22 protein-coding genes are annotated in these 24,712 nt (G+C 69.0%); 11 read left to right on the forward strand and 11 right to left on the reverse strand.

Features of this window, described 5'->3' with window-relative positions:
* Positions 1-119: 119 nt before the first annotated feature.
* From BLW76_RS32135 to BLW76_RS32150, 4 genes are read left to right on the forward strand one after another with little or no spacing between them, the layout of a single operon-like run.
* On the forward strand, positions 120-1,154 hold the full coding sequence (locus tag BLW76_RS32135; RefSeq protein WP_091314494.1) for a dihydrodipicolinate synthase family protein: 1,035 nt from the start codon (positions 120-122) through the stop codon (positions 1,152-1,154).
* Entirely contained in the window at positions 1,154-2,074 is a 921-nt protein-coding gene (locus BLW76_RS32140) for an alpha/beta fold hydrolase (RefSeq protein WP_091314496.1), read from the forward strand. Before BLW76_RS32135 ends, BLW76_RS32140 begins: the two co-directional genes overlap by 1 nt.
* Positions 2,071-3,039, forward strand: a complete 969-nt coding sequence (locus tag BLW76_RS32145; protein WP_091314497.1) for a VOC family protein — start codon at positions 2,071-2,073, stop codon at positions 3,037-3,039. The genes BLW76_RS32140 and BLW76_RS32145 overlap by 4 nt, the downstream gene beginning before the upstream one ends.
* 11 nt (positions 3,040-3,050) lie before the next feature.
* A complete protein-coding gene (locus BLW76_RS32150; RefSeq protein WP_091314500.1) occupies positions 3,051-4,796 on the forward strand; it encodes an FAD-dependent oxidoreductase in 1,746 nt (581 codons plus the stop codon).
* On the opposite strand, the gene BLW76_RS32155 is transcribed toward BLW76_RS32150, so the two are convergent.
* Complete coding sequence (locus BLW76_RS32155; RefSeq protein ID WP_244170421.1) at positions 4,769-5,566, reverse strand: TetR/AcrR family transcriptional regulator; 798 nt, start codon at positions 5,564-5,566, stop codon at positions 4,769-4,771. The genes BLW76_RS32150 and BLW76_RS32155 overlap by 28 nt on opposite strands.
* 145 nt (positions 5,567-5,711) lie before the next feature.
* On the opposite strand from BLW76_RS32155, the gene BLW76_RS32160 reads away from it, so the two are divergent.
* Positions 5,712-7,052 (forward strand): protoporphyrinogen/coproporphyrinogen oxidase, encoded by a 1,341-nt coding sequence (locus BLW76_RS32160; RefSeq protein WP_244170422.1) that lies wholly within the window; start codon positions 5,712-5,714, stop codon positions 7,050-7,052.
* Between the two features lie 10 nt (positions 7,053-7,062).
* Here the strand turns inward: BLW76_RS32160 and BLW76_RS50555 are convergent, their stop codons facing one another.
* From BLW76_RS50555 to BLW76_RS32180, 5 genes are read right to left on the reverse strand one after another with little or no spacing between them, the layout of a single operon-like run.
* On the reverse strand, positions 7,063-8,082 hold the full coding sequence (locus BLW76_RS50555) for an AMP-binding protein (RefSeq protein ID WP_279627715.1): 1,020 nt from the start codon (positions 8,080-8,082) through the stop codon (positions 7,063-7,065).
* 8 nt (positions 8,083-8,090) lie between these two features.
* The gene (locus BLW76_RS50560) at positions 8,091-8,678 is read right to left on the reverse strand and encodes an AMP-binding protein (protein ID WP_279627716.1); all 588 of its coding nucleotides are present in this window, start codon (positions 8,676-8,678) and stop codon (positions 8,091-8,093) included.
* Positions 8,675-9,940 (reverse strand): alpha/beta hydrolase, encoded by a 1,266-nt coding sequence (locus tag BLW76_RS32170; protein WP_167384804.1) that lies wholly within the window; start codon positions 9,938-9,940, stop codon positions 8,675-8,677. Before BLW76_RS32170 ends, BLW76_RS50560 begins: the two co-directional genes overlap by 4 nt.
* On the reverse strand, positions 9,937-10,758 hold the full coding sequence (locus BLW76_RS32175) for a VOC family protein (protein ID WP_091314505.1): 822 nt from the start codon (positions 10,756-10,758) through the stop codon (positions 9,937-9,939). The genes BLW76_RS32170 and BLW76_RS32175 overlap by 4 nt, the downstream gene beginning before the upstream one ends.
* Before the next feature lie 49 nt (positions 10,759-10,807).
* Entirely contained in the window at positions 10,808-12,349 is a 1,542-nt protein-coding gene (locus tag BLW76_RS32180; RefSeq protein ID WP_244170423.1) for an FAD-dependent monooxygenase, read from the reverse strand.
* A 160-nt stretch (positions 12,350-12,509) separates the two neighbouring features.
* On the opposite strand from BLW76_RS32180, the gene BLW76_RS32185 reads away from it, so the two are divergent.
* The 5 genes from BLW76_RS32185 (at position 12,510) to BLW76_RS32205 (ending at position 15,736) form a co-directional block, all read left to right on the forward strand.
* Positions 12,510-12,899, forward strand: a complete 390-nt coding sequence (locus BLW76_RS32185; protein WP_244170424.1) for a nuclear transport factor 2 family protein — start codon at positions 12,510-12,512, stop codon at positions 12,897-12,899.
* Between the two features lie 103 nt (positions 12,900-13,002).
* Positions 13,003-13,503: a TetR/AcrR family transcriptional regulator gene (locus tag BLW76_RS32190; protein WP_208613438.1), complete on the forward strand. Its 501-nt coding sequence runs from the start codon at positions 13,003-13,005 to the stop codon at positions 13,501-13,503.
* Between the two features lie 70 nt (positions 13,504-13,573).
* The gene (locus BLW76_RS32195) at positions 13,574-14,353 is read left to right on the forward strand and encodes an SDR family NAD(P)-dependent oxidoreductase (protein WP_091314515.1); all 780 of its coding nucleotides are present in this window, start codon (positions 13,574-13,576) and stop codon (positions 14,351-14,353) included.
* A gap of 59 nt (positions 14,354-14,412) precedes the next feature.
* On the forward strand, positions 14,413-14,967 hold the full coding sequence (locus BLW76_RS32200; RefSeq protein ID WP_091314518.1) for a carboxymuconolactone decarboxylase family protein: 555 nt from the start codon (positions 14,413-14,415) through the stop codon (positions 14,965-14,967).
* Positions 14,968-15,124: 157 nt separating this feature from the next.
* Positions 15,125-15,736: a TetR/AcrR family transcriptional regulator gene (locus BLW76_RS32205; RefSeq protein ID WP_091314520.1), complete on the forward strand. Its 612-nt coding sequence runs from the start codon at positions 15,125-15,127 to the stop codon at positions 15,734-15,736.
* Between the two features lie 40 nt (positions 15,737-15,776).
* Here BLW76_RS32205 and BLW76_RS32210 read toward each other — a convergent pair whose 3' ends face one another.
* Together BLW76_RS32210 and BLW76_RS32215 are read right to left on the reverse strand one after the other, a co-directional pair.
* Positions 15,777-16,733 carry an amidohydrolase family protein gene (locus BLW76_RS32210; protein WP_244170425.1) on the reverse strand — a complete coding sequence of 319 codons (957 nt, stop codon included), beginning with the start codon at positions 16,731-16,733 and terminating at the stop codon, positions 15,777-15,779.
* Between the two features lie 27 nt (positions 16,734-16,760).
* A complete protein-coding gene (locus BLW76_RS32215; RefSeq protein WP_167384805.1) occupies positions 16,761-17,459 on the reverse strand; it encodes a TetR/AcrR family transcriptional regulator in 699 nt (232 codons plus the stop codon).
* Positions 17,460-17,505: 46 nt separating this feature from the next.
* On the opposite strand from BLW76_RS32215, the gene BLW76_RS32220 reads away from it, so the two are divergent.
* On the forward strand, positions 17,506-18,483 hold the full coding sequence (locus BLW76_RS32220) for an amidohydrolase family protein (RefSeq protein ID WP_091314528.1): 978 nt from the start codon (positions 17,506-17,508) through the stop codon (positions 18,481-18,483).
* Positions 18,484-18,640: 157 nt separating this feature from the next.
* Here the strand turns inward: BLW76_RS32220 and BLW76_RS32225 are convergent, their stop codons facing one another.
* From BLW76_RS32225 to BLW76_RS32235, 3 genes are read right to left on the reverse strand one after another with little or no spacing between them, the layout of a single operon-like run.
* Positions 18,641-19,594: an alpha/beta hydrolase fold domain-containing protein gene (locus BLW76_RS32225; protein ID WP_091314530.1), complete on the reverse strand. Its 954-nt coding sequence runs from the start codon at positions 19,592-19,594 to the stop codon at positions 18,641-18,643.
* 18 nt (positions 19,595-19,612) lie between these two features.
* Complete coding sequence (locus BLW76_RS32230) at positions 19,613-22,129, reverse strand: glycoside hydrolase family 3 protein (RefSeq protein WP_167384806.1); 2,517 nt, start codon at positions 22,127-22,129, stop codon at positions 19,613-19,615.
* Positions 22,116-24,680 (reverse strand): alpha-L-rhamnosidase, encoded by a 2,565-nt coding sequence (locus tag BLW76_RS32235; protein WP_244170426.1) that lies wholly within the window; start codon positions 24,678-24,680, stop codon positions 22,116-22,118. The genes BLW76_RS32230 and BLW76_RS32235 overlap by 14 nt, the downstream gene beginning before the upstream one ends.
* Positions 24,681-24,712: the final 32 nt, after the last annotated feature.

The raw sequence follows: 24,712 nt of genomic DNA on the forward strand, positions 1-24,712 counted from the left end.
TGTGGCGGTCGGCACGGTGATCATCGTTGACGCGCTCAACTCACGCGTCTAACTTTCTACATAGACGACAAATTTGTGGTGCGGACCCCGCGCCTGCGTACAGGAAGACCTGGTCGAAGATGACGAAACTCAGAGATCGCCTCACGGCCGCGGACATCCGCGGTGCGTGGGCGATCATCCCGACACCCGCCACGGACGACGCTTCCGATTGGCGCGCGAGCAACACGGTGGACGTGGACGAGACGGCACGGGCGGTCGACGCCCTCGTCGAGGCCGGGATCGACGGCATTCTCAGTCTCGGCACGCTCGGCGAGACCGCCACACTCACCTGGGACGAGAAGCGCACCTTCATCACCACGATGGTCGAGGCCGCCGCGGGCCGGGTACCGGTGTTCGCCGGGACGTCGAGTCTGAGCACGCGCGAGACCATCCGGCAAACACGGGAAGCAAGCGATCTCGGTGTCGACGGAACCATGATCGGCCCGCCGATGTGGAACAGGCCGGACACCGCCACGGCCGCGCAGTTCTTCCGTGACGTGGCCGAGGCCGTGCCCGAAATCTCGATCTGCGTCTATGCCAACCCCGGCGTCTTCAAGTTCGGCTTCTCGCCCACGTTCTGGGCCCAGGTCGCCGACATCCCCCAGGTCGTCATGGCCAAGACCGCCGGGGCCGCGACCTACCTGCGTGACCTCGAGGCCAGTGCCGGCCGGATCCGGTTGATGCCGATCGACGCGGAGTTCTACTCCGCCGCCCGGATCGACCCGGACTCGGCCGTCGCGTTCTGGTCGAGCAGCGCCTCGTGCGGGCCGGCGCCGGCCATCGCCCTGCGGGAGCGGGTGGCCGAGGCGAAGCGCACCGGCGACTGGACCCTGGCCCGGAGGTTGAACGACCAGATCGGTGCGGCGGTACTGCCCACGATCGCCTACGGCGACATGGACACGTTCCAGACGCACAACATCGCCCTGGAGAAGGGGCGGATGAACGTGGCCGGCTTCCTCCGCGCCGGCCCGCACCGCCCACCGCACCACCTCGTGCCGGACCACATCGCCGAGCTCGGCCGGCTCGGCGGCGAAGCCTGGGCCGCGCTGCAGGAGGAATACCAGGAGTACGCGGCCTCGGTGACGCGTGCCGAAGTCCGGATCGGAGACCGCTGATGCCGCTCGTACCCCTCAACGGAATCGAGATCAACTACCGGGACGAGGGCCGGGGCGAAGACCTGCTGCTGGTCCACAACCTGACGTCGAACATCACGGGTTTCGATCGCAACTTCCCGGAGTTGTCCCGGCACTACCGCACAGTCGCGGCCGACCTGCGCGGACACGGCCTGACCACGCACGAGGAGAACGAGGCCGCCGCGGCGGGCTTCTACACGTTCGACAACATGGTCGACGACCAGCTGGCCCTGCTCGACAAGCTGGGCATCGAGCGGTTCTACCTATTCGGCCAGGCCTTCTGGGGCGCGAACGTCGCCCTGCACCTGTTCGACCGGGTCCCGGACCGGGTCAAGGGCCTCGTGATCTCGTCGACGTACATGATCATCAACGATGATCGCGAGAAGGCCTACGACGCCCTCGGGGAGAAGGCGCAGCAGAACTTCCGGCGCATGCACGAACAGGCGCGCACCGAGGGGATGATGACGGTCTACCAGGACCGGCTGGCTTCCGGGCAGTTCTGGGGCCCGAAGGTGCTGGGCAGCCCCGACATCCTCGAGGCGTTCGCCGCCGCCCACCGGCTCACCTCCCCCACCGCGTTCGTCACCATCCCTCAGCTGTCCCGCGAGCGGCGCGCCGGCATCGCCGCGAAGCTGTCCGACCGGGGGCTGCCCCTGATGCTGCTGCTCGGCGAGGACGAGACCCCGCACGAGCGGAAGCTGTTCATCGACGAGATGCGCGCCGACTATCCCGGCACCCACGTGCTGCTGCTGCCCGGCACCGGCCACTACCCGACCATCGAGAACCCCGCGGACTTCAACCGCGCGCTCCTCGACTTCTACGCAGGGGTCGCCCGGTACGGCGATACCCGCGCCGACACCGAGAACAACTCCGACACCACGCCCGAGGAGGCTTCCGCATGACCACCGCCGACTTCCGTTACCAGCGAGCCGGGTACGTCGCGCTCAACGTCACCGACCTCGCCCGCACCCACGACTTCGCCACCGGCATCTACGGCCTCACCTTCACCGGTGAGGGTCCATCGGGGGAAAGGTTCTACCGATCCGGCCCCCGGCACCACGAGGTGATGCTCCAGCCCGCGGCCGAGCCCGGCTTCGTGCGGGCCGGATGGGAGCTGGAGACCGAGGACGACGTCACGCGCGCGTTCCACCACTTCCTGCAGCTCGGCCTGAAGCCTCGCCGTGTCCCGGCGGAGGAGCGTGCCGCGCTGGGCCTGTCGATCAGCGACGCCTTCCGAGTGCGCGAGCCCGTCAACGGCGTCGAGTTCGAGTACTACTCGCGCATGGAGTACCTGAGCCGCCCGCTCGAGGGCGACCTGACGACCTTCAAGCGGTTCGCGCACGTCGGCATCGGTGTGCCGGACGTGCAGCGCTCCACCCAGTTCCTGCTGGACAACATGGGCTTTCTCGCATCCGACATCGTCGGCGACTACACCTCCGTCTTCATGCGGCCGTGGCCGGTGAGCGACCACCACGGCTTCGGATACCTGCCCACCCGCACCGGCGCCCCCGCGTTCCACCACCTCGCGTTCCTCGTCGACTCCATCGACGACATCGGCAAACTGTTCAACCGGATCGAGGAGCACGCCGTGGGACGCGCGTTCGGCATCGGCCGGCATCCCACCTCGGGCAGCGTCCACCTCTACATCACCGATCCCGACGGGATGCTCTGGGAGTACACGCTCGGCATGGAGCAGTTCCCGGAGACCGGTTACCGCGGGCCGCGCTTCATGTCGGCTGCCCCGGAGGACGCCGATCTGTGGCAGGCCAAGCCCAAGCCCGAGTTCGTGGGCAAGGGCGGCGTCGTGACCGGCGACGCCGGAATCGACGAGGCGCTCACCGAGCTCGTCGCGCAGGCCCGGAAGTGAGGAACTCCGCGATGAACGGCGACACCCCCGCTGCCGCGGGCCACGCGCCGAGGGCGATCGAGACCGCGGTCCTGGTCGTGGGCGCTGGCCCGGTGGGCCTGACCGCCGCGATGCAACTCGCTCACCGGGGCAACGACGTCGTGGTGATCGAGCAGCGCGGCGCCGACGTCCCGGCCAGCGCCAAGTGCAACCACATCAGCGCCCGGACGATGGAGATCTACCGCCGGCTCGACGTGGCCGACGCCATCCGGGCCGAGGGCCTGCCCGACGACTTCCCGAACGACGGCGTCTACGCCACCCGCCTCACCGGCTACGAACTCACCCGGTTCCGGATGCCCTGTCGCCGTGACCGCTTCGACGACCACGGCTACGACGACGGCGACCTGCCTTCGCCCGAGCGCGCGGCACGGGTCAGCCAGCTCTACCTCGAGCCGGTCCTGCGCCGTCACCTGCGCGAGCGGTTCAGCCAGGTGCCGGTGCTGCACGAGACCCGGTTCACCGGGTTCGAGCAGCACGACGACCACGTGATCTCGCACGCCGTGCGCGAGGACACCGGCGAGGAGCTCGAGATCCGCAGCCGGTACGTGATCGGAGCGGACGGCGCGTCCAGCAGCGTGCGCAAGGCGCTCGGACTGCGCCTGCGCGGTGACGACAACCTCACCCGGGCCCGTACCCGGTTGTTCCGGGCGCCGGATCTGCTGTCCCGCTTCAACTACCCACGGGCGTGGATGAACTGGTTCATCGTCGACGACATCTGGTCCTCGCTCATCGCCATCGACGGCGAGGAACTGTGGAACTTCCACTGCTTCATGCCGCCGACGCGCGAGTTCGCGGACCTCGACTTGGACAAGGCGCTACGCGACGCGCTGGGAGTGGGTCCGGACTTCACCTACGAGACCGTGCGCGACGAGGACTGGATCGGCCGCCGACTGGTCGCCGGCACCTTCCAGGTGGGCCGGGTGTTCCTCAGCGGGGATGCCGCCCACCTCTGGGTGCCCTACGGGGGCTACGGCATGAACGCCGGCATCGCGGACGTGGCCAACCTCGCCTGGATGATGGACGCCGTGCTCCAGGGGTGGGCGCCGGAATCACTCCTCACCGCACACGACGCCGAACGGCGGCCGGTCACCGAACAGGTGTCGGCCTTCGCCTCGAACTTCGTCGAGGTGCTCCAGGAGACCGAGTCGGAGGTCATCGAGGAGGACAGCGCGGCCGGTGCTGCGGCACGCCGGGCCTTCGGGCAGCGATTGCGCGACGCGAACATCCGGTCGATGGTGCCCACCGGGCTCAACTTCGGCTACGCGTACGGCACTTCACCGATCGTCGTGCACGACGGTGAGGAACCCCCGCCGTTCACGATGGGCGACTACCAGCCCTCCACGGCGCCGGGCGCCCGGCTGCCCCACTTCTGGTTCGCCGACGGAGAGTCGCTGTACGACGCCCTGCCGGACGGCTTCACACTGTTGCGCTTCGACGATAACGTCGACGTCGCGCCGTTGGCAGCCGCGGCCGCGGAGCGGAGCGTGCCGCTCCGGGTCATCAATGTCGACCCGGCCGAGGATGTCGAGAAGGGCATCGATCTCGCGGACCTGGGATACCGGCACGCTCTCGTGCTCGCCCGCCCCGACCAGCACGTCGCCTGGCGTGGGGCGGCACTGCCGCCCGACCCCGGCGCCCTGCTGGACCAGGTACGGGGCGCGGTGACCGCACAGTGCGACCGGCCGGAGCGTCAGGCGTCGAGGACCCTTTCCAGGTAGTCGAGGTCCTGGCGGAGCAGGGCCAGCGCGGCTTTCGGACCGGAGACCTCGGGGATCCGGTCGTCCGGCCGGATCACCATGGCCACGGCCATGTCGGCCACCAGCTCGGCGGCTTCTTCGTCGGTGTGCAGAGAGCCGCCGGGATGGTGCCACCACGCCACCCAGTTGCACATCCCGGCCACGGCGAGCGCCGCCGCCCGGGTGTCGACGGGCCGAAACCGGCCCTGCAGGACTCCCTGTTCCATCACGTGCATGAGACCGGTCAGGGCGGCGCGCTGGCCGGCTCTGTTCGCTTTGGCGGCGGCAGGCGGGAGGTCCGCCTCGGACCGGAGCAGCAACTGGAACCGGCTGGGGTTGCCGGCCCGCTGGAAGGCGATGAGATGAGCGATCTTGCGCAGCCTCGTGACCGGGTCGAGGGAGCCGTCCTGGGCAAGTGCCTCGATCTCCGCGGCGGGAGCTTCGGTCATCTGGGCCACGAGCTTGGCGAGCAGGTCGTCCTTGCTCTTCACGTAGTAGTAGAGCGCAGGCCGGGTGATGCCCATTGCGTCGGCGATGTCCTGGAGGTTCGTGCCGGCGAACCCGCGCTCCGCGAAGAGACGGGCGGCCTGCTCGAAGATCTCGTTCTCCACCAGTTCCCGCCGCGACGTGGGGCGCGTGGTGGTGTCCGCCGGCTTTTTCGGAGAGCGGCGTCCCGCCTCGCTCTTGGGCCGTGCTCGGCGCTGGCTCTCCGGCTTGGCACTCTTGGAGGCGTTCCCCGAGCGTTCCGTCATGTCTTGATACTAGCGACCGGCCTGAGTTCGGCACGCCGGGCACACATCGGCTCGAGTGCTGGTCAGCGCAGCCGCCGTTTCCCATTATTGACTCCATCGGCAAAACATGGACAGGCAAGTCAGCAAGATTTCCGGAAGGTCGATCATGAACAAGCCCGAACCCGACGTCGTGGTCGTGGGTGGGGGAATCGCCGGTCTCGCCGCGGCGTTCCGCCTCCAGCAGCAGGGCCGGACGGTCACCGTGTTCGAGGCAGCGGACTCCGTCGGCGGGATGATGCGGAGCACCCGGCGCGACGGCTTCGTGCTGAACCGCGCGGCGACGCTCCTCCCGGGTGGCCATGCCGCCGTCATCCGCCTCTGCGCTGACGCCGGCCTCGGCAACCCCTTCCGGCCGCTGCCCCTCAGCGTCGGCATTCCCCGTGACGGCAGGCTGCGGTCGCTGGGCGGGGAGGGCCTCGGCGCCGTCATGGAAAGTGTCCGCACCGACCTGTTGTCCTCGCGGAGCAAGTTGTTGCTGGGCCGGCTTCTCGTCGACCTGAGGCGGTGGAAGCGCCGGCTGGGGCACGACGACTACGAGGCGGCGGCCCGGCTGGACACCGAGACGGTGCCGACGTACGCGCGGCGCCGGCTGAACCAGGAGATCTACGACTACCTGATCGACCCCTTGCTCCGGGGCGTCTACCTGGAGGACCCGGCGAAGATGTCCGTCGTCGACCTCTTCGTGACGCTCGGCAAGTTCACCCAGGGCGGCCCGATGCGATATCCGACCGGTATCGACTTCTTGGCCAGGCACCTCGCCTCCCTGCTCGACGCGCGCACGGGAGCCACGGTCCAGGAGGTCCGGCGCACCGAGGCCGGGGTCCGGACCCGCTGGCACGACGCCGACGGCGACCACACGGTCGAGACCCGTGGCTGCGTGCTCGCCGTCAACGGTCCGGCGGTGCTGGACATCTATCCGGACCTGCCCGATGGCCAGCGCAAATTGATCGAGTCGATCCCGTACGCCGGTATCCTCAAAGGCATCTTCGCGCTCCGCCGTGCTCCGGCGAACCTGCCCGGCCTCATCGCCGTCCCCAGCAAGGCGGGTCTGAGCCTGGGCATCGTGACCTACGACTCCCGGTCCATGCCCGAGTCCGCGCCGGCCGGCAAAGCGGTCGTCTCCGGGCACTGGGTGGACAGCTACCTCACGGCGGCCGCCGGACGGCCGGACGACGAGCTGCTGGCCGAGATGCTGCGGCACATGGACGCCGTCGTCCCAGGATTCTCCGGTGAAGTGGAGTTCGCACAGCTCGAGCGCTGGGACGCCGCGGCGAACTCACGGTCCGTCGGGTTCTACCGGACGGTCGCGGAACTGCGCCGGCTGATGGACCCGGAGGACGTCGTCCAGCTCGCCGGGGACTACCTCGGGAACCCCAGCACCAATGGCTCGGCCGAGTCCGGTGAACGTGCCGCCGCCGCACTCGGCAATCGACTTCGGCGCCCATGACGGTGCATTCCTACGCGTCGCTGGTTTCCTCGGCCGCAAGGATCTCCGTGATCCTGGCCCGCAGGGCGCGCTTGTCGACCTTGGAGACGTTGGTGAGCGGGAACTCGCCGAGCGGCTCGATGCGCTCCGGCCACTTGAACTTCGCGACCCCGATCCCGTCGAGGTACCGCTGCACCTCGCCGAGGCCGGGGACCTGCGCACCATCCTTCGGGACGATGAAGGCACAGGCGCGTTCCCCGAGCCGTTCGTCGGGCATGGCCACCAAAGCCGCACGCTCCACGGCGGGATGACGGACGAGGAGGTTCTCCACCTCGGCCGCGTTGACCTTCTCGCCGCCCCGGTTGATGAGGTCCTTGATGCGGTCCTGGAGGCGATAGAAGCTGCGGCCGCCGTGCGGGACCTCGACGACGATGTCGCCGGTGCGGTAGAAGCCGTCGGAGGTGAAGGCTTCCGTGTTGCGCTCCGGCGCCCGGAAGTACCCGCGGATGGTCACCGGGCCACGGGCACAGAGCTCCCCCGGCGTGCCCGGCGGTACCGGGTCCTCGGTTCCCGGCGCGTACACGCGGATCTCGTCGAACGGGCTGAGCGGAGTGCCCACCGTCCGGTGCCTGATCTCGGCGGGCGCCGCGGCCGGGGTGGCCATGCACATCCCCTCGCCCATCCCGAACATCTGGATGATGGTGCGCGACGGCGTCTCGAACCTCGCCACGATGTCGGCAGGCAGAGGACCGTTCACCCACACGAGCCGGCGCAGGCCGGCCAGAGCGTCGAAGAGCCCGGGGTCCTGCGTCACCATGGCGGCCAGCGCCGGCGAGAGCATGGCGTGCGTGACCTGCGGGGCGATCACCTTGAGCTGGGCCGGCTCCGGTGCGGCGAGCGCGACACAGCCGCCCACGGAGTGCGCGGCGTGCAGCGCGCACACGATGCCCGCGTTGTGCACCATGGGCAGGAGATGGGCGACGGTGCCGGTGGAGTCGAGGTCGATGGCCTCGGCATAGGTCCGCGCATTGTACCAGTACTCGGTGTGCAACCGAGGAATCAGCTTGGGCGTGTTCGTGGTGCCGCCGGACGATCCGCCGACTCGAGCGACTCCAGGGTGATGGCGGCCGCGGGCGGTGTTGCCGTACCGATCGTGAGCAGCCGGCGCAGTGTCGGCTGCGCCTTGGTCACCTCGGCGGCGAGGGCGACCAGGTCGTGGCCGCGGAAGCCGGGTTCGATGAGATGGGCCACGGGTTCGGCCTGGCGGGCGATCTCGAGGATTTCGTGGCGGCGGTGCAGGGCCAGGGTGGCGATCGGCACCAGTCCGGCCTTGAGAAGCCCGTACCAGGCCAGCACCGCCCAGACGCCGTTGGTCACCTGCAGCAGCACCCGCTCGCCGGGCCGCAGCCCGAGATCGCGCAGCCCGAGAGCCAGCCGATCAGTGCGCCGGTCCAGCTCGGCGTAGGTCAGCCGGGCATCGGGGGTGATGACCGCTAGATGGCCGGGGTGGTAGTCGGCGATCGCGCGGAATTCCTGTGCCAGGGTCCGGTCGGACCACATGCCGGCCGCGCGGTAGCGGCGGATGACCTCCGGGGGAAATGGGACCAGGGTTTCCGGTGTCGACGCTGACTCGGATGTGGTCTTCATCGGCTCATGCGCTCCTCGGTCCAGGCAACCACTTCTCGTACGGTCACCGCGATCCCGGACTCGTCGCCTCCGGCGAGCGGCCTGCCGAAGTGGTCGGCCCAGATGCGCAGATGAGTGGAGTCCTCGGCCTTCAAGGCGGCGAGGGCGTCTTGGACGTCGCCGGGGAACACCGAGCAGTCCCCGGTGAACTCGATGGTCAGCGTCGGGATCGCCACTCCGCCGAGAGAACGGACGAGAGCGGCGTTCGACGAGAGGCCGGACCAGGTCGACAGCCAGGACTCCGGCGTGGTGAGGCGGCCGAAGCCGGTGACGCCGTAGTTCGACACGGACGGCCGCGCGCCGATCACCGAACCGTAGGGACGGTCGGACGGATCCAGGCGCAGGTCGGTGCAGCGTGGGTCGGCGTCCGTCCGATACGTGGTGATGATCGGCGTCAGGACACCGCGACGCCGGTCGGCGGGGTCGCCCGAGCCACTCTTGAACCGCTTCCGGGCCGCGAGCTGCCCGTCGATCAGGTCACGCGCCCGCTCGTCGATCCGCGCGACCCGCTCGTGCTGGGCCCGGCGGTACCGCTCGACGAACTCGGCCGGGTAGTGCGACCCCTCCGGCGCCTCGCCGAAGCCGTTCGCCGGGTGGTACGGGTCGAGATCCAGCTCCACCGAGAACGGATCGTTCTCATCCGTGACCGAGGGATCGATCATCGACAGCAGCAGACGCCCCTGGCCGGGGTGCGGCGCGACGAGAACGAGCCCGTCCGGCGCCGGCATTTCCGCCTCGGCCAGCCTGACCGGCGTCCCGCCCGGCGTCCGGGCGACGCGGTCGAAGGGGGCGGCGAGCGACTGCTCCGTGTAGAACGAGTAGAGGCCCGCTCCGCCCGAGTGACCGATGAGCACGATGTGCTCGAAGCCGCGCTCGCGCAGGAACTCCGTTCCGGCGGCCACGTCCAGCAGCGCGGTCTCGTGGACCAGCCGCAGGTCATTGCCCCCTTCACGTCCGGTCTGCGCCCAGACCGCGTGCCCGGCCGCCAGCAGCCCGGGGATCAACGGGTGCCGTTGGAGGTCCTGCCGGGGATGCATGAGGCAGAAGACTGTCCGGCTCGCCGTGCCGGGCTCGTAGAGGACGCCTCGGGACACCTCTCCGTCGTGAGTGATCAGGGTGCGCGGGCCGACAGCGGTCTTTTCCAGCAGGGACGCCGGGTACCAGTCCGTCGCCAGCGCTGCCCTGCCACGGCCGGACGGCACCCTGGCGGGGGCCGCGCTCACTCCTCCACCCTCAGCACCTCGCGGTCGAATCTCGTGATCCGGCCTTCCAGTCCACCCGCGGGCAGCGTGAACCACACCGCCAGGTTGAGCCCGGTTTCCCGGCGCCGGATCTCGAAGGGCCCACCGTGGATGACGACATAGCCGTCGCGCTGCTCGGTCTCGAGACCGGTCTTGCGCGCGAAGTCCACCGCGCCCTGCCACTCGGGTTGATCCACCACGTGGATCGCGGGGCCGCCGACCGGGGAGTTCGCCAGGGCCTTTGCCCGCCAGACGTCCTGGATGGACGTGCCGCCCGCGTCCAGGGCCGCGGTCAGCCCGTCCATCGTGCGCCTCGCGTCGTCGGCGTCGAGCCCGGTGAGGTCGCGCAGGGGACGGGTGAGCTCGAAGAAGATCCCGTTGGGGTCATCCACGTAGATCGATTCGATGGTCTCGTGCTCCACCGTCATGACCTCGTATCCGGCGGCCTGGAGTTTGTCCCGGAACGCCCGCAGGCCCGCCTCGTCCGGCACTTCGACGGCGATGTGGTTGGACTGCCGGAGCACCTGGTGGACCGGCTCCGGCCGCGGCCAGCCGAAGTAGTAGAAGAAAGCCAGGGTGTCGCCGTTCCCGATGTCGAAGAAGAAGTGGACCATATCGGGGTTGTCGTCCTTGCCCCAGCCGAGCGCGGGCACGGCGTGAACGAGGGGGAATCCGAGGATCTCCCCGTAGAACCGCATTGTCGCAACCGGGTCCCAGCAGGCGAACGCGGTGTGGTTGGCCCCGACGGTCCCGGCGCCGCTCACCTCGCCCTTGCCGGTGAAGAACTTCTGGGGAAGCACGACGTCTCCCTTCGCGAATATCCGAAGAATTTCTCCTGCGACTGCGCGCTCACGACCCGTCGCCTGTGCGGACGAGGTCCGCGCGGCCGGCCACGATGCCGTCCGCGGCGTGCCGCAGGTGTTCCGGGCTCGCCGTGACCTCGACGACGGCGGAGAGCTCCGTCTTGATCCGCTCCCCGATGGCCAGGCGGTCGAGGAGACCACTGCGTGAGTCCACGCCGGTGAGGCGGATGGCGTGGACGCCTTGACGCAGGAACTCCCTTGCCTGCGCCAAAACTTCGTCGGCGGCGAGTCCCCAGGCGTCCCCGGAGGTCACCTCGATGGACGCCGTGGGCTCGGCAGTCCCGGACTGCCTGTGCCGCTGTGCCGCCAACGGCCGGTCGAGCACCCAGTCGGTGATCCCCGAGCCGGGCACCTCGCTCGGCGCCACGTCGGCGAAGTCCACGAGGGCCAGCCTCACCAGCTGCGGGTCCGAGACGGCCAGGTCGTCGAGGGAGACGGCTCCGGAGCGGCTGAGGTAGGACACGGCCATGCGGGCGGGAGCGAGGTGCCGCCGAACTTCGAAGGACTCCCACCACAGCTGGCTGCGGGTGGCGCGTTCCTGGAGCCGTTCGACCTCGGGGCGCCGGGCGGCCTCGAAGCGCTCGAGGGCACCGGACACAGGTTCGTCCGTGAGGGTCGTCACCGCATCGACGAGGGCGATCGCGCTCTCCATGGCGATCTTCGTGCCGGAACCCAGGGAGGGGTGGGCGGTGGCCGCCGCGTCGCCCAGCAACACGGTCTTGCCGTGGTGCCAGCGGGTGCAGCGGACGGTGTTGAACCACCCCCACCGTGACCGGTTGCCGATGAAGGAGCCACCGCCGAGCAACTCGGAGAATGCCCTGGACAGGTACTCCAGGGCCGCCTCGTCCGACTCACCCTCGCCGGCCCATTGCCGGCCACCGAGGCCGGCTCTCGCCAAAGTCGAAGCAGACGCGTCGATGACGAAGCTGGACAGCCCCTCACCGTAGGGATAGCCGTGGGCGACGAAGAGTCCGTCCGGTGTGGTCACCGGCATGAAGATCCCGCCGTCGAGCGGCACTTCGGCGCCGCACCAGATGAGCCTGCCGCGCCCCGGGGTGACCTGGGCACCGAACTCCTGACGGAAGTGGTTACGGGTGGCGCTGGAGACCCCGTCGGCGGCGATCACGAGGTCCGCGTCTCCGAGTACTTCGGTGACCGTGCACGACCGGCCGATCTCCACCCGGACGCCCGCTTCGCGTGCTCCCTTCAGCAGCAGCCGGAGCAAGTGCGTGCGGGCGATCGCGCCACTGTGGAACCGGCCGAGCCGCGCCTCGCCCTGCGGAAGCCGGAAGCCGCTGGAAGAGAACCGGTACGCGGCATCCGTGATGCTCCGGTGCATGTCCGGGTCGGCCTCCTCCAACGCCCTGAGCAGGCCGCCGGTGAGGCCGATCGCGAAACCGAAGGTCTCCTCGGGAGGGTTCCGCTCGTACACGTGGACGTGCCAGCCGGGGCATCGGAGGGCCAGCAGCCGGGCCACGAAGAGGCCTGCGGGACCACCGCCGAGCACGTGCACACGTCGAGCTGTCATGGTCCAGGAGTACCGCCGTTTGACGTTAATGTCAATAATTCGCCGCATGCGTCACTCGCGAACGACCCCACGTGACGAGCAACACGGGAACCCTCGCCAAAACGGACCCGTGGGTCCGCTACCATCGAACCGGACCCACGGGTCCACTTGAGCTCCCGGCGTGAGGATTCCCGCAATGAGTCATGCCTGTATCAGCGAAGCCCTTCAGGCCCTGCTCTTCGAGCCCGACCTCGAACTGCACCAGGTCCTCGATCAGTACTACGCACCCGACTACACACACCGCAGCGACGGAAAGACGCTGAACCGCGACGAGTTCGCCAAGGTGATCCGTCGCGTGCGCAGCGAGGTCACCGGAGGCGCGGTCACCGTGCTCGACGAGCTCTGCGATGGTGTCACCTACGCCGAGCGGCACACCATCTGCCTGAGTCTCGCGGACGGTTCACTTCACCACCGGGAGATCGCGGTCTTCGGCACCTTCGCCGAGGACGGTCGCTTCCGGCGTCTGAGCGAGAGCGGCTTCGACATCGATCGACCTGACCAGGCTCCTTGATGGGCAGGGGTTTCGTCCTGTGAATTCGCCGAAAAATCCCGGACCGGCTCGACACGCGACTGCCTCGCCGGGGCGGGCAGACGCCCGCCGCAACCACGAACGGGTGATCACCGCCGCGATCGACCTGTTCCGCGAACACGGGGCGTTGGTCACGATTCCCCAGGTCGCCGCGAAAGCTCAGGTCGGCAAAGCAACGGTGTACCGAGGCTTTCCCACCAAGGAGGACTTGCTCGAGTCGATCACGCAGCTGGGCTTGGACGAGCTCGCACGACGCACAGCGAAGGCACGGCGCGAGGCCGACCCCTACGAGGGGTTCCGCGTCTATGTTTTCGAACTTTTCGATGTCCTGGCCCACGATCGCCTGCTGGCCGAACGGCTCGCGGACGCTGTTTCCCAGACCGCCCTGCCACTCCTGGAGCCGCTGATCGAGGTCATGGAGACCGCTCGGGCGACCGGGAAGCTGCGTGCGGACGCCACACCGCGGGACGTGCGTGTGCTCTTGTGCGGCGCGGCACTGCAGCTGGTGCGGTTCGGAGAACGTGACCCCGCGGTCTGGCGCCGATATGGGGACATGGTGCTACAGGCGCTATGCCATCGCCCCTGAATTGACCGTCCTAACGGGACAGTGCCACTCTCATCGCGCTGCGGTGTCGATCAACTGAGGAGAACCTGTCATGGATTTGAGGCTGAAGGACAAACGCGCGGTGGTCACCGGCGGCAGCCGGGGCATCGGCCTGGCAGTGGGCCGGGCTCTCGCCCAGGAAGGCGCCGATGTCGCACTCGTCGGCCGCAATGCGCAGGCGGCGGTCGAGCAGGCCACTCTGCTCGCCGCCGACACCGGGACACGCGTGATCGGGATCGGCGCGGACACCGGTGACGACGCCTCGGTAGCCGCCATGGCCACCACCGCCATCGAGCAACTGGGCGGCGTCGACATCCTGGTCAACAACGCGGCCATGACCAACCCCGGCGTGATCGCGGAGTCGGCGCTGGAAGCGGAGATCAACGTCAAAGTACGGGGCTATCTGCGTTGTGCCAGGGCGTTCGCGCCCGGCATGGTCGAGCGCGGCTGGGGCCGGATCATCAACGTCGGCGGCATCGCCGCGCGGCGCACCGGCTTGGTAACCGGCTCGGTACGCAACATCGCCGTTGCCGCGCTGACCAAGAACCTCGCCGACGAACTGGGCCCCCGTGGCGTGAACGTCACCGTCGTACACCCCGGCGCCACCAGCACCGACACCGCAACCAAGGCGCTCGCCGCCAAAGCCGAGTCCCGCGGGCTGACGCCGGAGGAGGTCGAACGCGAGTTCAGCGCGACGATCTCGATCGGCCGGATCGTCACCCCGGACGAGGTCGCCGCCGTGGTCGCGTTTCTGGCCAGCCCGCGCAGTGTCGCGCTCAACGGCGATCCGATCATCGCCGGCGGCGGTGATCTCGGTCCGATCTATTACTGATCTCCTGGCGGACCGGTCCGAACCACATCGACCACACACGAATCGAAGGGCGGGCAACCATGGCTCGTATCGGCTATCCGGAACTTCCCGCGGACGAAAGGACAGTCAACATCGTCCGCATGCTCGGGCATTCACCCGATATCGGCTCCGCCGTCAGCAAGCTGGGCGCAGCCCAGTTCGCCGCGGGGGCACTGCCCGCGGTCGACCGTGAGCTGGTCATCATGAACAGCGGCGTAGCGTTCTCGGCCCCGTACGAATGGGAGCAACACATCTCCATCTCGCGATCGGTGGGAGTCACCGACGCCCAGCGCGACGCGCTGGCCGCCCGCGACCTCACTTCCAGCGAGTTCACCGAGGCCCAGCGCACCCTGCTCGCGTTCGCCGACAGCGCCGCACGATCACCCGAAGTGCCGGACGAGATCTTCGAGGCGGCGCGCGGCCACTACACCGACCGACAACTGGTCGAGACCGTCATCATGGTCGGTTTCTACTTCCTCATTGCCCGCGTGAGCACCGTCTTCCAGCTGGAGATCGACCCACCCGACGACAGCTCGGTGCTCAACACGATCGTGGACGAATACAAGACTTCCCAGCAGCACATTCCGACATCTTGAGAAAGCGCCGGGATGAACCGCCGTGGTGCCGCCTGGTCGCCCTCGACGGCGACCGGGGGCAGTATCCGCTGTGCCGGCCGGCCGACGCCCCGTCCCGGGTGCCTCGCTGACCCGGCCGGGTTGCCGGTAGCCGAGCCGCGCACCTAACCTCGCGCCCATGACCAGCGAGCAGACCGCCCGGTCCGGGGCGGCGTCCCGGGGCAGGCCGAGAGACCCCGCGGTGGAGAGCGCGATCCTCAGGGCGACGTTGGAGCGGCTGGCGGCGGACGGATACGCGCGCACGTCCCTCGGAGACATCGCCAAGGCGGCCGGCGTCACGCGTCCGACGATCTACCTGCGCTGGGCGAACCTGCACGAGCTCGTGGTCGATGCGCTCGGCCTGATCGCACCGGGCGCGGCCGGTGCCGATGTGGACGGACTCGACCCGCAGGACGCCCTCAAGGCAGCCCTGCGCGCGGTGATGCCGGCAGAGGTGCGGGAGCGGGGCCTGGGCCTGATGGGCCACATCCTGGCTGACGCCGGACGCCACCCGGACCTGCTCGAGATCTTCCGGGAACGGACGATCGCTCCGCAGCTGAACATCCTGATCGACACGATGCGGCAGTTGCAGGACCACGGCTCGGTCAAGGCGGACGTCGACGTCGAGGTCCTCGCCGACCTGTGCCTGGGCAGCTACCTCGCGACCTTCCTGCGCACCGGCGAGCTCGATCCCGCCGAGGCCGACCGGGTGATCGACACCCTGTGGCCGTTGATCAGCACCGACGACTGAAACCCTCCCCAGCGATGACGCGGCGGCACTGCTGCCCGGGCTAGGACCCGAGACCGAGCAGTGCGGCGGCGTTGCCGCCGGCCACCTTCTGTTTGTCGGCGGGGGCGAGCGGCAGCGCGTCGAGCACGGCGCGGACCGGACCCATCTGAGTGAGCGGGTAGTCGACGCTGAACAGGACGCGGTCGACGCCGAAGACCTGCAGGGCGCACAGGACGGGCGGCAGCGCGGTGAGGGCGCTGGTGGTCACCCAGAAGTTCCGCAGGAAGTAGGCGGACGGCAGTTCCGCGAGCCCGGTCCGTTCCGGGAGCAGGAATTCGTCGATGCGGGCCATCATGAACGGCAGCATTTCCCCGCCGTGCCCCAGGACCACGCGCAGATCCGGGTGGCGCTCGAAGACGCCGGCCAGGACCATGCGCAGGCTGTGGAGCCCGAGTTCGGAGTGCCAGCCCCAGGCGGCCGTCTCGAGGAGGTGGCCGACGACCGGCGTGAAGCCGTCGAACAGCAGGTTCCGCAGGGCCTGCGGCGGTGCGGCAGGGTGGAGGTAGAGCGGCACGCCGAGCTGTTCGATCCGGGCGAGCAGCGGCTCGAACCGGGGGTCGTCCAGGAAGGCGCCGTTGGTGCCGAACGTGCTGTTCACCAGTGCCCCGGCGAGGCCGAGCTCGCTCACGGCCCGGTCCAGTTCGTCCGCGGCGGCCCGGGGGTCGTCCGTGGGCAGCGCGGCCCATCCCATGAATCGCGTCGGGTGTTCCCGCACGGCCTTGGCCAGCAGGTCGTTGGAGTTCCGGGCGGTCTGCACCGCCTCCTGACCGGTGAGCAGTTGCACGCCGGGCGAGAGGAGGGAAAGGACCTGGATGTCGATTCCGTGGGCGTCCATCTCCTGGAGCCGCCCTTCGCCGAGGTCGTCGAGTTGGCCGGCCAGCCAGTCCCCCTGCATCTCAGGGACCCACTTGCTGGCTGCCGGAACTCCGAAGTGTTCTTCAAGGGTGATCGTCTTCATGCCCCCAGCATGCGATTAATTTACAGTCTAGTCAAGTAAATTATTGTGAGGCTGGACACCAGACGCGCCCGGGTATCCGGCACCACTCGCGAACCCGGCCAGCACGAGCGCGATTGCGGCGTCCACCTCGGCCGTGAGCGCCCCGCGCGGCGGAGCCTCTTGGGAGAGCCGTCGCACGACTGCGCCCTGGAAGACGTCGTAGAGCACGTCCACGGTCAGGGCGGGATCGGCAGCGGGTGCCGGTCCGTTGCCCGGCCGCTCCCGTTGAGAGGCGAGCAGCCAGTCGCGCAGTTCCGCGGAAAGCTGCGAGCGGTGGGCCGGTGCGCCGTGTCCGCGCAGCAGCCCGGTTGTCATCTGCCGGGTCTCATCCCAGTCCCGCTCCGCCCGCAGGGCCAGCTCGTGGAAATACGCCCGCACCCGGCCTGCGGCCGAGGCGATGTGGCCGACGTCGCAGACCAGCGCGAACACCGCCTCCCCGACTCGTACGGCCCACTCGGTGGCGATGTCCGACTTCGCGGGGAAGTGATTGAACGCGGTCCGCCGGACCACGCCGGCCTCTGCCGCGATCTCGTCCATCGTGGCGGCGTCGTAGCCGCGCGAGGCGAACACCTTGATCGCTGCCGCATAGACGCGCTCCCGGTTGATCTGGGCGTTGCGCGTCCTGCCGTCCTGCTTCCCACCATCCGCCTGCCTCATGTTGACATTATTGCACTCCAGTGCAACCATCGAACTTGTTGCACCTGAGTGCAATTTGATGTGAGGAGAACGCGTCATGGACAAGATCAACGGCTGGGTGGACATCCACGCACATTTCACCCCGCCGACCACGGCAGAGGCCCGGGAAACCCAGTGGCGTCAACTGAGGGACGCACACCTCCTGACGCCCGAGCCCCACCACTGGCGACCCGAGATGATGCTCGCCACCATGGATCGCCTCGGCATCGCGACGCAGCTGCTCAGCCCGGCGCTACTCGATGCCCCGCTTCCGCAACTGCGCGCCTGGAACGACTACGGCGCCCAGCTCGTGGCCGACCACCCCGGCCGCTTCGGCCTGCTCGCCGCCTTGCCCACGGACGACCCCGACGCAGCTCTGGCCGAGATCGCGCGTGGCGACACCGAAACACACCCTGACGGCTACATCCTGTTCACCCGCTGGGCAGGTGTCGCGCTCGGGGACCCACGTCTGGCGCCGATGTGGGAGGAGCTCGACCGGCGCTCGGCCGTGCTGTTCGTCCACCCGAGCGCCGTAGCGCCCGTGTTCCGGCAGACCGCCGTCCTGGTCGAGTTTCCGTTCGAGACCACCCGGACCGTCGTGGACCTGCTCTACGCAGGATTCTTCCGCCGGTACCCCCGGCTCACGGTCGTCCTCGCCCACTGCGGCGGCGCCCTGCCCGCACTCTCCGGCCGCCTCGGGCTGCTGGGGGCGGAGGAGTACGTGTTCAACCCACTGGGCTTGACCGCCGAGGACATCCGCACCGACCTGGCGAAGCTCTACCTCGACACCGCCGCGTCCGGCACCGACGCCAACCTTGCCGCAGCAGTCACGATGGTGCCCCGCGACCACATCGTCTACGGGGCCGACGCCGGAGTCCCCTGCTCGAACGAGAACAACATGAAACGCAACATCGACGCGCTCCGGAACTCCCACGTCCTCGCACCGCAAGAAGTCGAGGAACTCGGCCGCCGAGCCTTCGACCTCTTCCCCGCAGCCGCCCAACGCCACCGCGACGCCATCGCAGCACCAGCCTGAGAGGCCGACGAGGCTACATCAGCCGGGCCTGAGCGCCGAGCAGGCGACCGCCATCCTGGACACCAACGCAGCCGCGATCTTCGGGCTCCAGGCCGGGCATGATCGCCGGCTGTGACGTGCGTCTGCGTCACCCGATCTTCCAGCCCGGGCCGGAGGGTCACGCGGTGCGATCTCGGCCGGTGCGCGCCATGTCCCTGAGGGCATCGGCGAGGTACTCGAGGGACAGGTCCACCTCTCGCAGCGACGGGGTCCGGTTGAGGTGACCGTGAGGCATGCCGGTGGCGAGGTACGCGTCCGCCGCCACCCCCACCTCGGCCAGCTGCTCGAGGAGCAGCTCCCCGGAGCCTCGCAGGTCGTCCAGCTCACTGAGCACCACGCTGGTCGGCGGCAAGCCCGAGAGGTCACCTGCACCAGGTATCGCGTCGGCAGGCAGGTCGGAGATGCGCCCGACGTAGTTGCGCACCGTCTCCGCGATCGTTGCCGGCTCGAAACGCATCGCCAGCGGCAGCAGCTGCATGTCGGCCGCGGTGCTGCTGTCGAGCGCAGGGACCGGGAAGTGCGCGAAGGGGTACGCCAGCAGCAACCGGTCCGGCCGGCGAGGCGAGGCGCGGTGGCGAAGAGCCGTCGAGAGCGCGAGCGTGGCGCCGGCGCTCGCACCACCGAGTGCGTAGGAGCCGGCATCCGGACAGCCCTGGTCGACCACCCAGCACCACGCTGCTTCCGCGTCGTCGACGGGTACCGGGTATCGCACGCCGTCCCGCGCGAGCCGGTACCCGACAGTCACCACGGTGACGCCCGCTCGGGCCGCCAGTTCGACCGCGACGACGTGCGACTCGGGCATGTCGACGTCCCCGCCGGAGAACCCGCCTCCGTGCAGCCAGACCAGCACGGCCTCCTGGCCTGCGGACGATCGGTAGCTGCGGATGGGAATGCGACCGCGCGGACCGTCGATCGTGCGGTCCTCGATCGAGACGCCTGGTGGCGTCACCCACGCGGCCGGGTCGACTTCGAACTCGGCAAAGCGGTGGGCCACGGCCGGGTCGTCACGATCGGCCCAGCTCAGGCCCTCGAGCAGATGGACTTTCGCGGCGAGAAAGGAGTCAAGCGGCACAGCAACCTACTTTCATCACTAGGGAAGGACGGACAGTGCACCGTCGGCGAGCCGTACTGAGATCGCGATCCCGCGATCTTCGGCATCGTCGGCGATCGTCAGCTCGTAGACCCCGTCCTTCTCGACCAGATCGTCGGCACCTTCGTCGTACGACAGCCAAGCCTGCGGCTCGACCACCACGGGAACTTCCACGCTCTCCCCCGGCGCCAGCGACACGCGCCGGAACGCGACGAGCCGCCGAGGCTCGGTGGCGGTCGTCTCCGGCCGCACGTAGACCTGGATCACGGCTTCCGTTGCCCGGCCCGACGTTTCGCTGACCCGCAAGCGAAGCCGGACCGAGGCTCCTTCGACGTCCGTCCCGATCAGCTCGTTCGCATGGACGCCGTACGAAAGACCATGACCGAAGGGGAAGAGCGCCGGCTTGCCGGCGGCGGCGAGGTGGCGGTACCCGACCAGGGTGCCCTCGTCGTAGGCGACGACTTCGGGGAACGAACCGGTGTCCGGGCGACCCGGGAGATCAGAGGCCGCCACCGGGAAGGTCACCGGAAGACGCCCACCGGGCGCGACGTCGCCGAAGACGATGTCCGCGAGCGCGTTGCCGAACTGCTCGCCCGGATACCACATCTCGAGCACTGCCCCGACTTCGTCGATCCAGGGCATCAAGACCGGCCCCGGCGTGTTGAGCACCACGATCGTCCGGGCGTTCACCGCCGCGATCCGCTCGACGAGGACGTCCTGATCACCAGGCAGGCCCAGGCCCGCGCGATCCATCCCCTCGCCCGATGCCGCGTTCACGAGGACGATCGCCGCGTCGCACCCGGCCGCCACGGCGGCCGCCTCCTCGTGCATGGCCGCCGGGTGCTGCCACCCGAGCCGGACCCCGGGAACGAGGTCCACCTCGGCCATCTCGATCGCGGGCCCGGGCTCGTAGGTCAACTCGAGCAGCACGCCTTGGTGCGCGGGCAGGGTGACAACAGCCTGCAACGGGTAAGCCGGACCGCCGAGAAATCGGGAAGCTTCCCGCGCCCCGGCCATGACTTTCGTTCCGTTCACTGACAGTTCGGCGTGGCCGCCCACCAGCAGCGAGAGCCGATAGTCACCACCCTGCTCGACGGTCAGGAACGTGCGCAGGGTGGCCTTCCAGGCACCCGCCACTCCCTCGGGCGCACCGATGAACGACATCATCGGGAGGACGTCTCGACGCTCTTGCTCGACTCCCCTCTCGTCCCGGTACGACAGCACGAGCTCGACGCCGGCACCGGCACCGTCCGGTGTCGTGAAGAGCTCCGCCGGGACGTCGGGCAGCGGTGCGTCTCCGAGGCTGCCCTGCGCGACTGCCAGCCGTACCTGTTCGCCGGCGCGCGCTTGAAGACCGGCGAGAGGCGTGACGACTCGTTGCGCTTCGAGAGAGACCGAGGCGGAGCCGCCCATGACATAGATCGCGTCGAGACCGGATGGGCCGACGACGGCGATCGAGCCGACGTTTCCGTCGAGCGGAAGCAAACCTTCGACGTTCTTGAGCAGCACGGCTCCACGAGTTGCCACCCGACGGGCGAGATCGCGATGTGCCGCGGTGGATGGGGAACCATCGCCGTCCGCCGTCACGCGGTCCATCATCCCGCTCGCGATCATGGCTCGGGCGACTCGACGGACCGAGGGAGCAGGATCGATGCCGCTTCGACGGACGATCTCGGCCGTTCGGCCGGAGTCTCCTTCGATCCCGGGCAGGTCCAGCCCCGCGCGCCAGGCCGACTCGACGTCGCGGACCGCGAAGATGTAGTCGGGCGCGAAGAATCCCAGCCAGCCCCAGCGCCGTCTCGGGATGTCCAAGAGGTCGCTCGACTCGCAGGTGTAATGGCCGTTCAACCGGTTGTAGGACCCCATGAAGGCCCAGGCGCCGGCCTGAGCGACCCGGCGGAACGGCCAGAGGTAGGTCTCCCAGAGGGCAGCCCTCCCGAGCCGGATGTCGACGCTGTCGCCACGCTCGAGGACTGGTCCCCAGCCGGTGCGGCGGGACTCGAAGTTGTTGGCCACGAAGTGCTTGACCATGACGAGGACGCCATTGTCCTGCACTCCGCGCACGTACGCCTCGCCGATACCAGCGACCAGCTCGGGGGCCTCGCCGTAGCCTTCGGGAAGCCGTCCGCCCGACGGGTCACGTGCGATGTCCAGACTCGGTCCCAGGAGACAGTTGTGCTGCGCGTGCTTGGCCTCCGCGGCGAGGACCTGTCCGTAGCCGTAGGCCTCTGCCGGATCGAACGTGGCCGCAAGGGCAACCGCGACCGGCAATGCCGTCGCGCCTTCCACGTCTCGCAGACCGCAGGGGCCATCGGTGTACGCCGGGGCCGGGACTCCCCGTTGCACGAACGGGCGGAAGTCGTTGCAGACGATGGATACCAGCTCGTCGTAATGCAAGTCCTCCATGATCGCGGCCACGCGGTCCTCCGCAGACAGGCTCCGGTCCGACCATGCTCCGGTCCGGCCGTTCAGCGCGCCTCCCACAGGCTCGCGCATCGTCGTGTCATCGAGTGGCATCGAGAACTCCCGGGTCATCGGCTGGGGCACGGAAGGGACACTCGAAAGAGTGCCGGCCAGGACCGACCTCGACTTCGGCGCGGCCGGGGAGCCGGACCCGCGCGAGTGTGCCGGTGGGGACCACGACATCCACGAACAACACCTCGTCGACACGACGCCACGAAACCTCTGCGCGGCCATACGGCGTCACGTGGGCGGTCCTTGCGGACGTGAGGCCGCCGCCGGGGTGTGGCGCGACATCGAGCACGCGATAGCCGGGGGCACCGGGAGCGAGCCCGCCGACCACGCGGTGCATCCAGTCGGCCACGGCTCCAAACGCGTAGTGGTTGAACGAGGTCATCTCGCCTGGGTTGATACGTCCGTTCGGCAAGAGTGCGTCCCAGCGCTCCCAGATGGTGGTGGCGCCCATGGTGACCGCATAGAGCCACGAGGGAGGCTCCGTCTGGGTCAACATGCCGTACGCGTCGTCAACCGCGCCAACTCTAGTGAGCGCGTCGAGGATCAGTGGCGTCCCCAGGAATCCGGTGGCGATCCGGTGCCCTTTGCTCCGGACCGCTTCCACGAGCCGTTGTGCAGCCACGCGCCGCTCACGGTCGTCGGCGAGCAGTGCGAACTCCAGGGCCAAGGCATACCCGGTTTGTGAGTCACCGAGGAGGCTGCCGTCCTGCCTGACGTACTTGTCCCGAAAGGCCTGTCGCACCGTTTCGGCCAGGTCGGCGTATTTGGCCGCATCGGCCTCCTCGCCGAGCAGGGTTGCCACTCGCGAGAGGAGATCGGCCGAGCGCGCGCGGTAGGCCGTGGCGACGAGAATCGGATCGGTCGCTCCGGCGGCGGGGTCCTCGGGAGGCGCCGCCGGGTCGAGCCAGTCTCCCAGCTGCGCGGCCGGCTCGTCGAACAACCCCCGGGTTCCCAGGATGCTGGTCACCCCGTCCACCCAGCCGCGCATGCTCGAGTACTGCCGGCGCAGGAATTCCCGGTCCCCGAACCGCTGGTACATGACCCACGGCACCATCACCGCAGCGTCGCCCCAGCCCGCGTAGGGCGTGACCTCGCCCCGGGACCGGTTTATGTCGACCCATGGGACGAACATGGGCACGATGCCTTCGGGAGTCTGGTCGGCAGCCAGGTCCTTGAGCCAGGACGAGAGGAATCCGGCACAGTCGTACAGGTAGGCCGCGGTCGGCGCGAACACCTGGATGTCCCCGGTCCAGCCGAGCCGCTCGTCACGCTGCGGACAGTCGGTGGGGACGTCCAGGAAGTTGCCCCGCATCCCCCACACCACGTTCTCGTGCAACCTCGTGAGCAACGGGTCCGAGCACTCGAACCAGCCGGTGCGCTCCATGTCCGAGTGGTGGACGACCGCCTTGACCGCGTCCGGATCCAGTTTTCCGGGCCAGCCGGTCACTTCGGCGTACCGGAAGCCGTGGAAGGTGAACATGGGCTCCCACGACTCCGGAGCCTCGTCCCCTCGGAGCGTGTAGCTGTCCGTCGCGGTAGCGGTACGCAGCGGTCGCACCGCCGGCTCTCCATCCTCAAGGACTTCGGCGTGCCGGAGAGTAACGACCGTGCCCGCGGGGCCACGTACCTTGATGCGCAGCTTCCCGACGAGGTTCTGTCCGAAATCGAGCAGCGTCCGCCCGGAAGGCGAGGTGATCACCTCTCGCACCGCCACTTCCTCGACGGCACGCACGGGCGGACCGTCGGGTGCCACCAGGATGCCGGCGTCGAACTCGTTCGGGGAACAAGGAAGCCAGTCGGTGTCGTCGAATCCGGGAAGCGACCACCCGGGTGGCTCGAGCCTCGCGTCGTGGTGCTCGCCCTCGTACAAGTCCGCCTTCAGGATCGGGCCCGTAGCGGAGCGCCACGACCCGTCGGTGGCCACGACGACTCGCTCTCCATCCTCGAGCACCACCTCGAGCTGCGCGAGCAGACCAAGCCGATTGCCGTAGACGTTTCGCTTGCCTTCAAGGAAGGTCAGCCGGCCGCGGAACCATCCGTCGGCCATCCTCGCGCCAAGGACGTTGTCACCGTCGCGAAGCAGGTCGGTCACGTCATAAGTCTGGTAGCGAAGGCGGCGGCGGTAGGTGGTCCAGCCGGGCGTGAACGCCTCGTCGCCGACCGGGCGGCCGTTGATCTCGGCCCGGTACAGCCCGTGCGCCGTGACGTAGAGCCGTGCCGACACGGCCCCACTCGGCAGCCGGAACGCACGCCGCACCAAGGGCGCCGGGTCCCCGTGCGGCGTGATCATCCACGCCTGCCAGTCGGCAGGACGCACCAAGCCCGCCTCGACGACCGACGGCTCGCTCCAGGACGACTTCGTGCCATCGACGCCCCGGACGCGCACCCGAACGGTTTTCCGCTCTCGCGATGTCAACGGTGGAGCCGGCCAAGGCACCAGCACCGACTCAGCCGAGTCCACCCGACGCACATCTGCGTCGATCATCAGCTCATAACCAGCCTGGCGCCACGACGGGCCCGCGGTGACACGCCACGACAGCCGCGGTGCCGTTTCAGCGACGCCCAGCGCCGATCGGTGCGCTTCGAACCGCACGGGAGACACACGAGGCCCTTCGGACACGACAC

It is taken from the genome of Amycolatopsis tolypomycina, assembly GCF_900105945.1.
GTDB lineage: Bacteria > Actinomycetota > Actinomycetes > Mycobacteriales > Pseudonocardiaceae > Amycolatopsis > Amycolatopsis tolypomycina.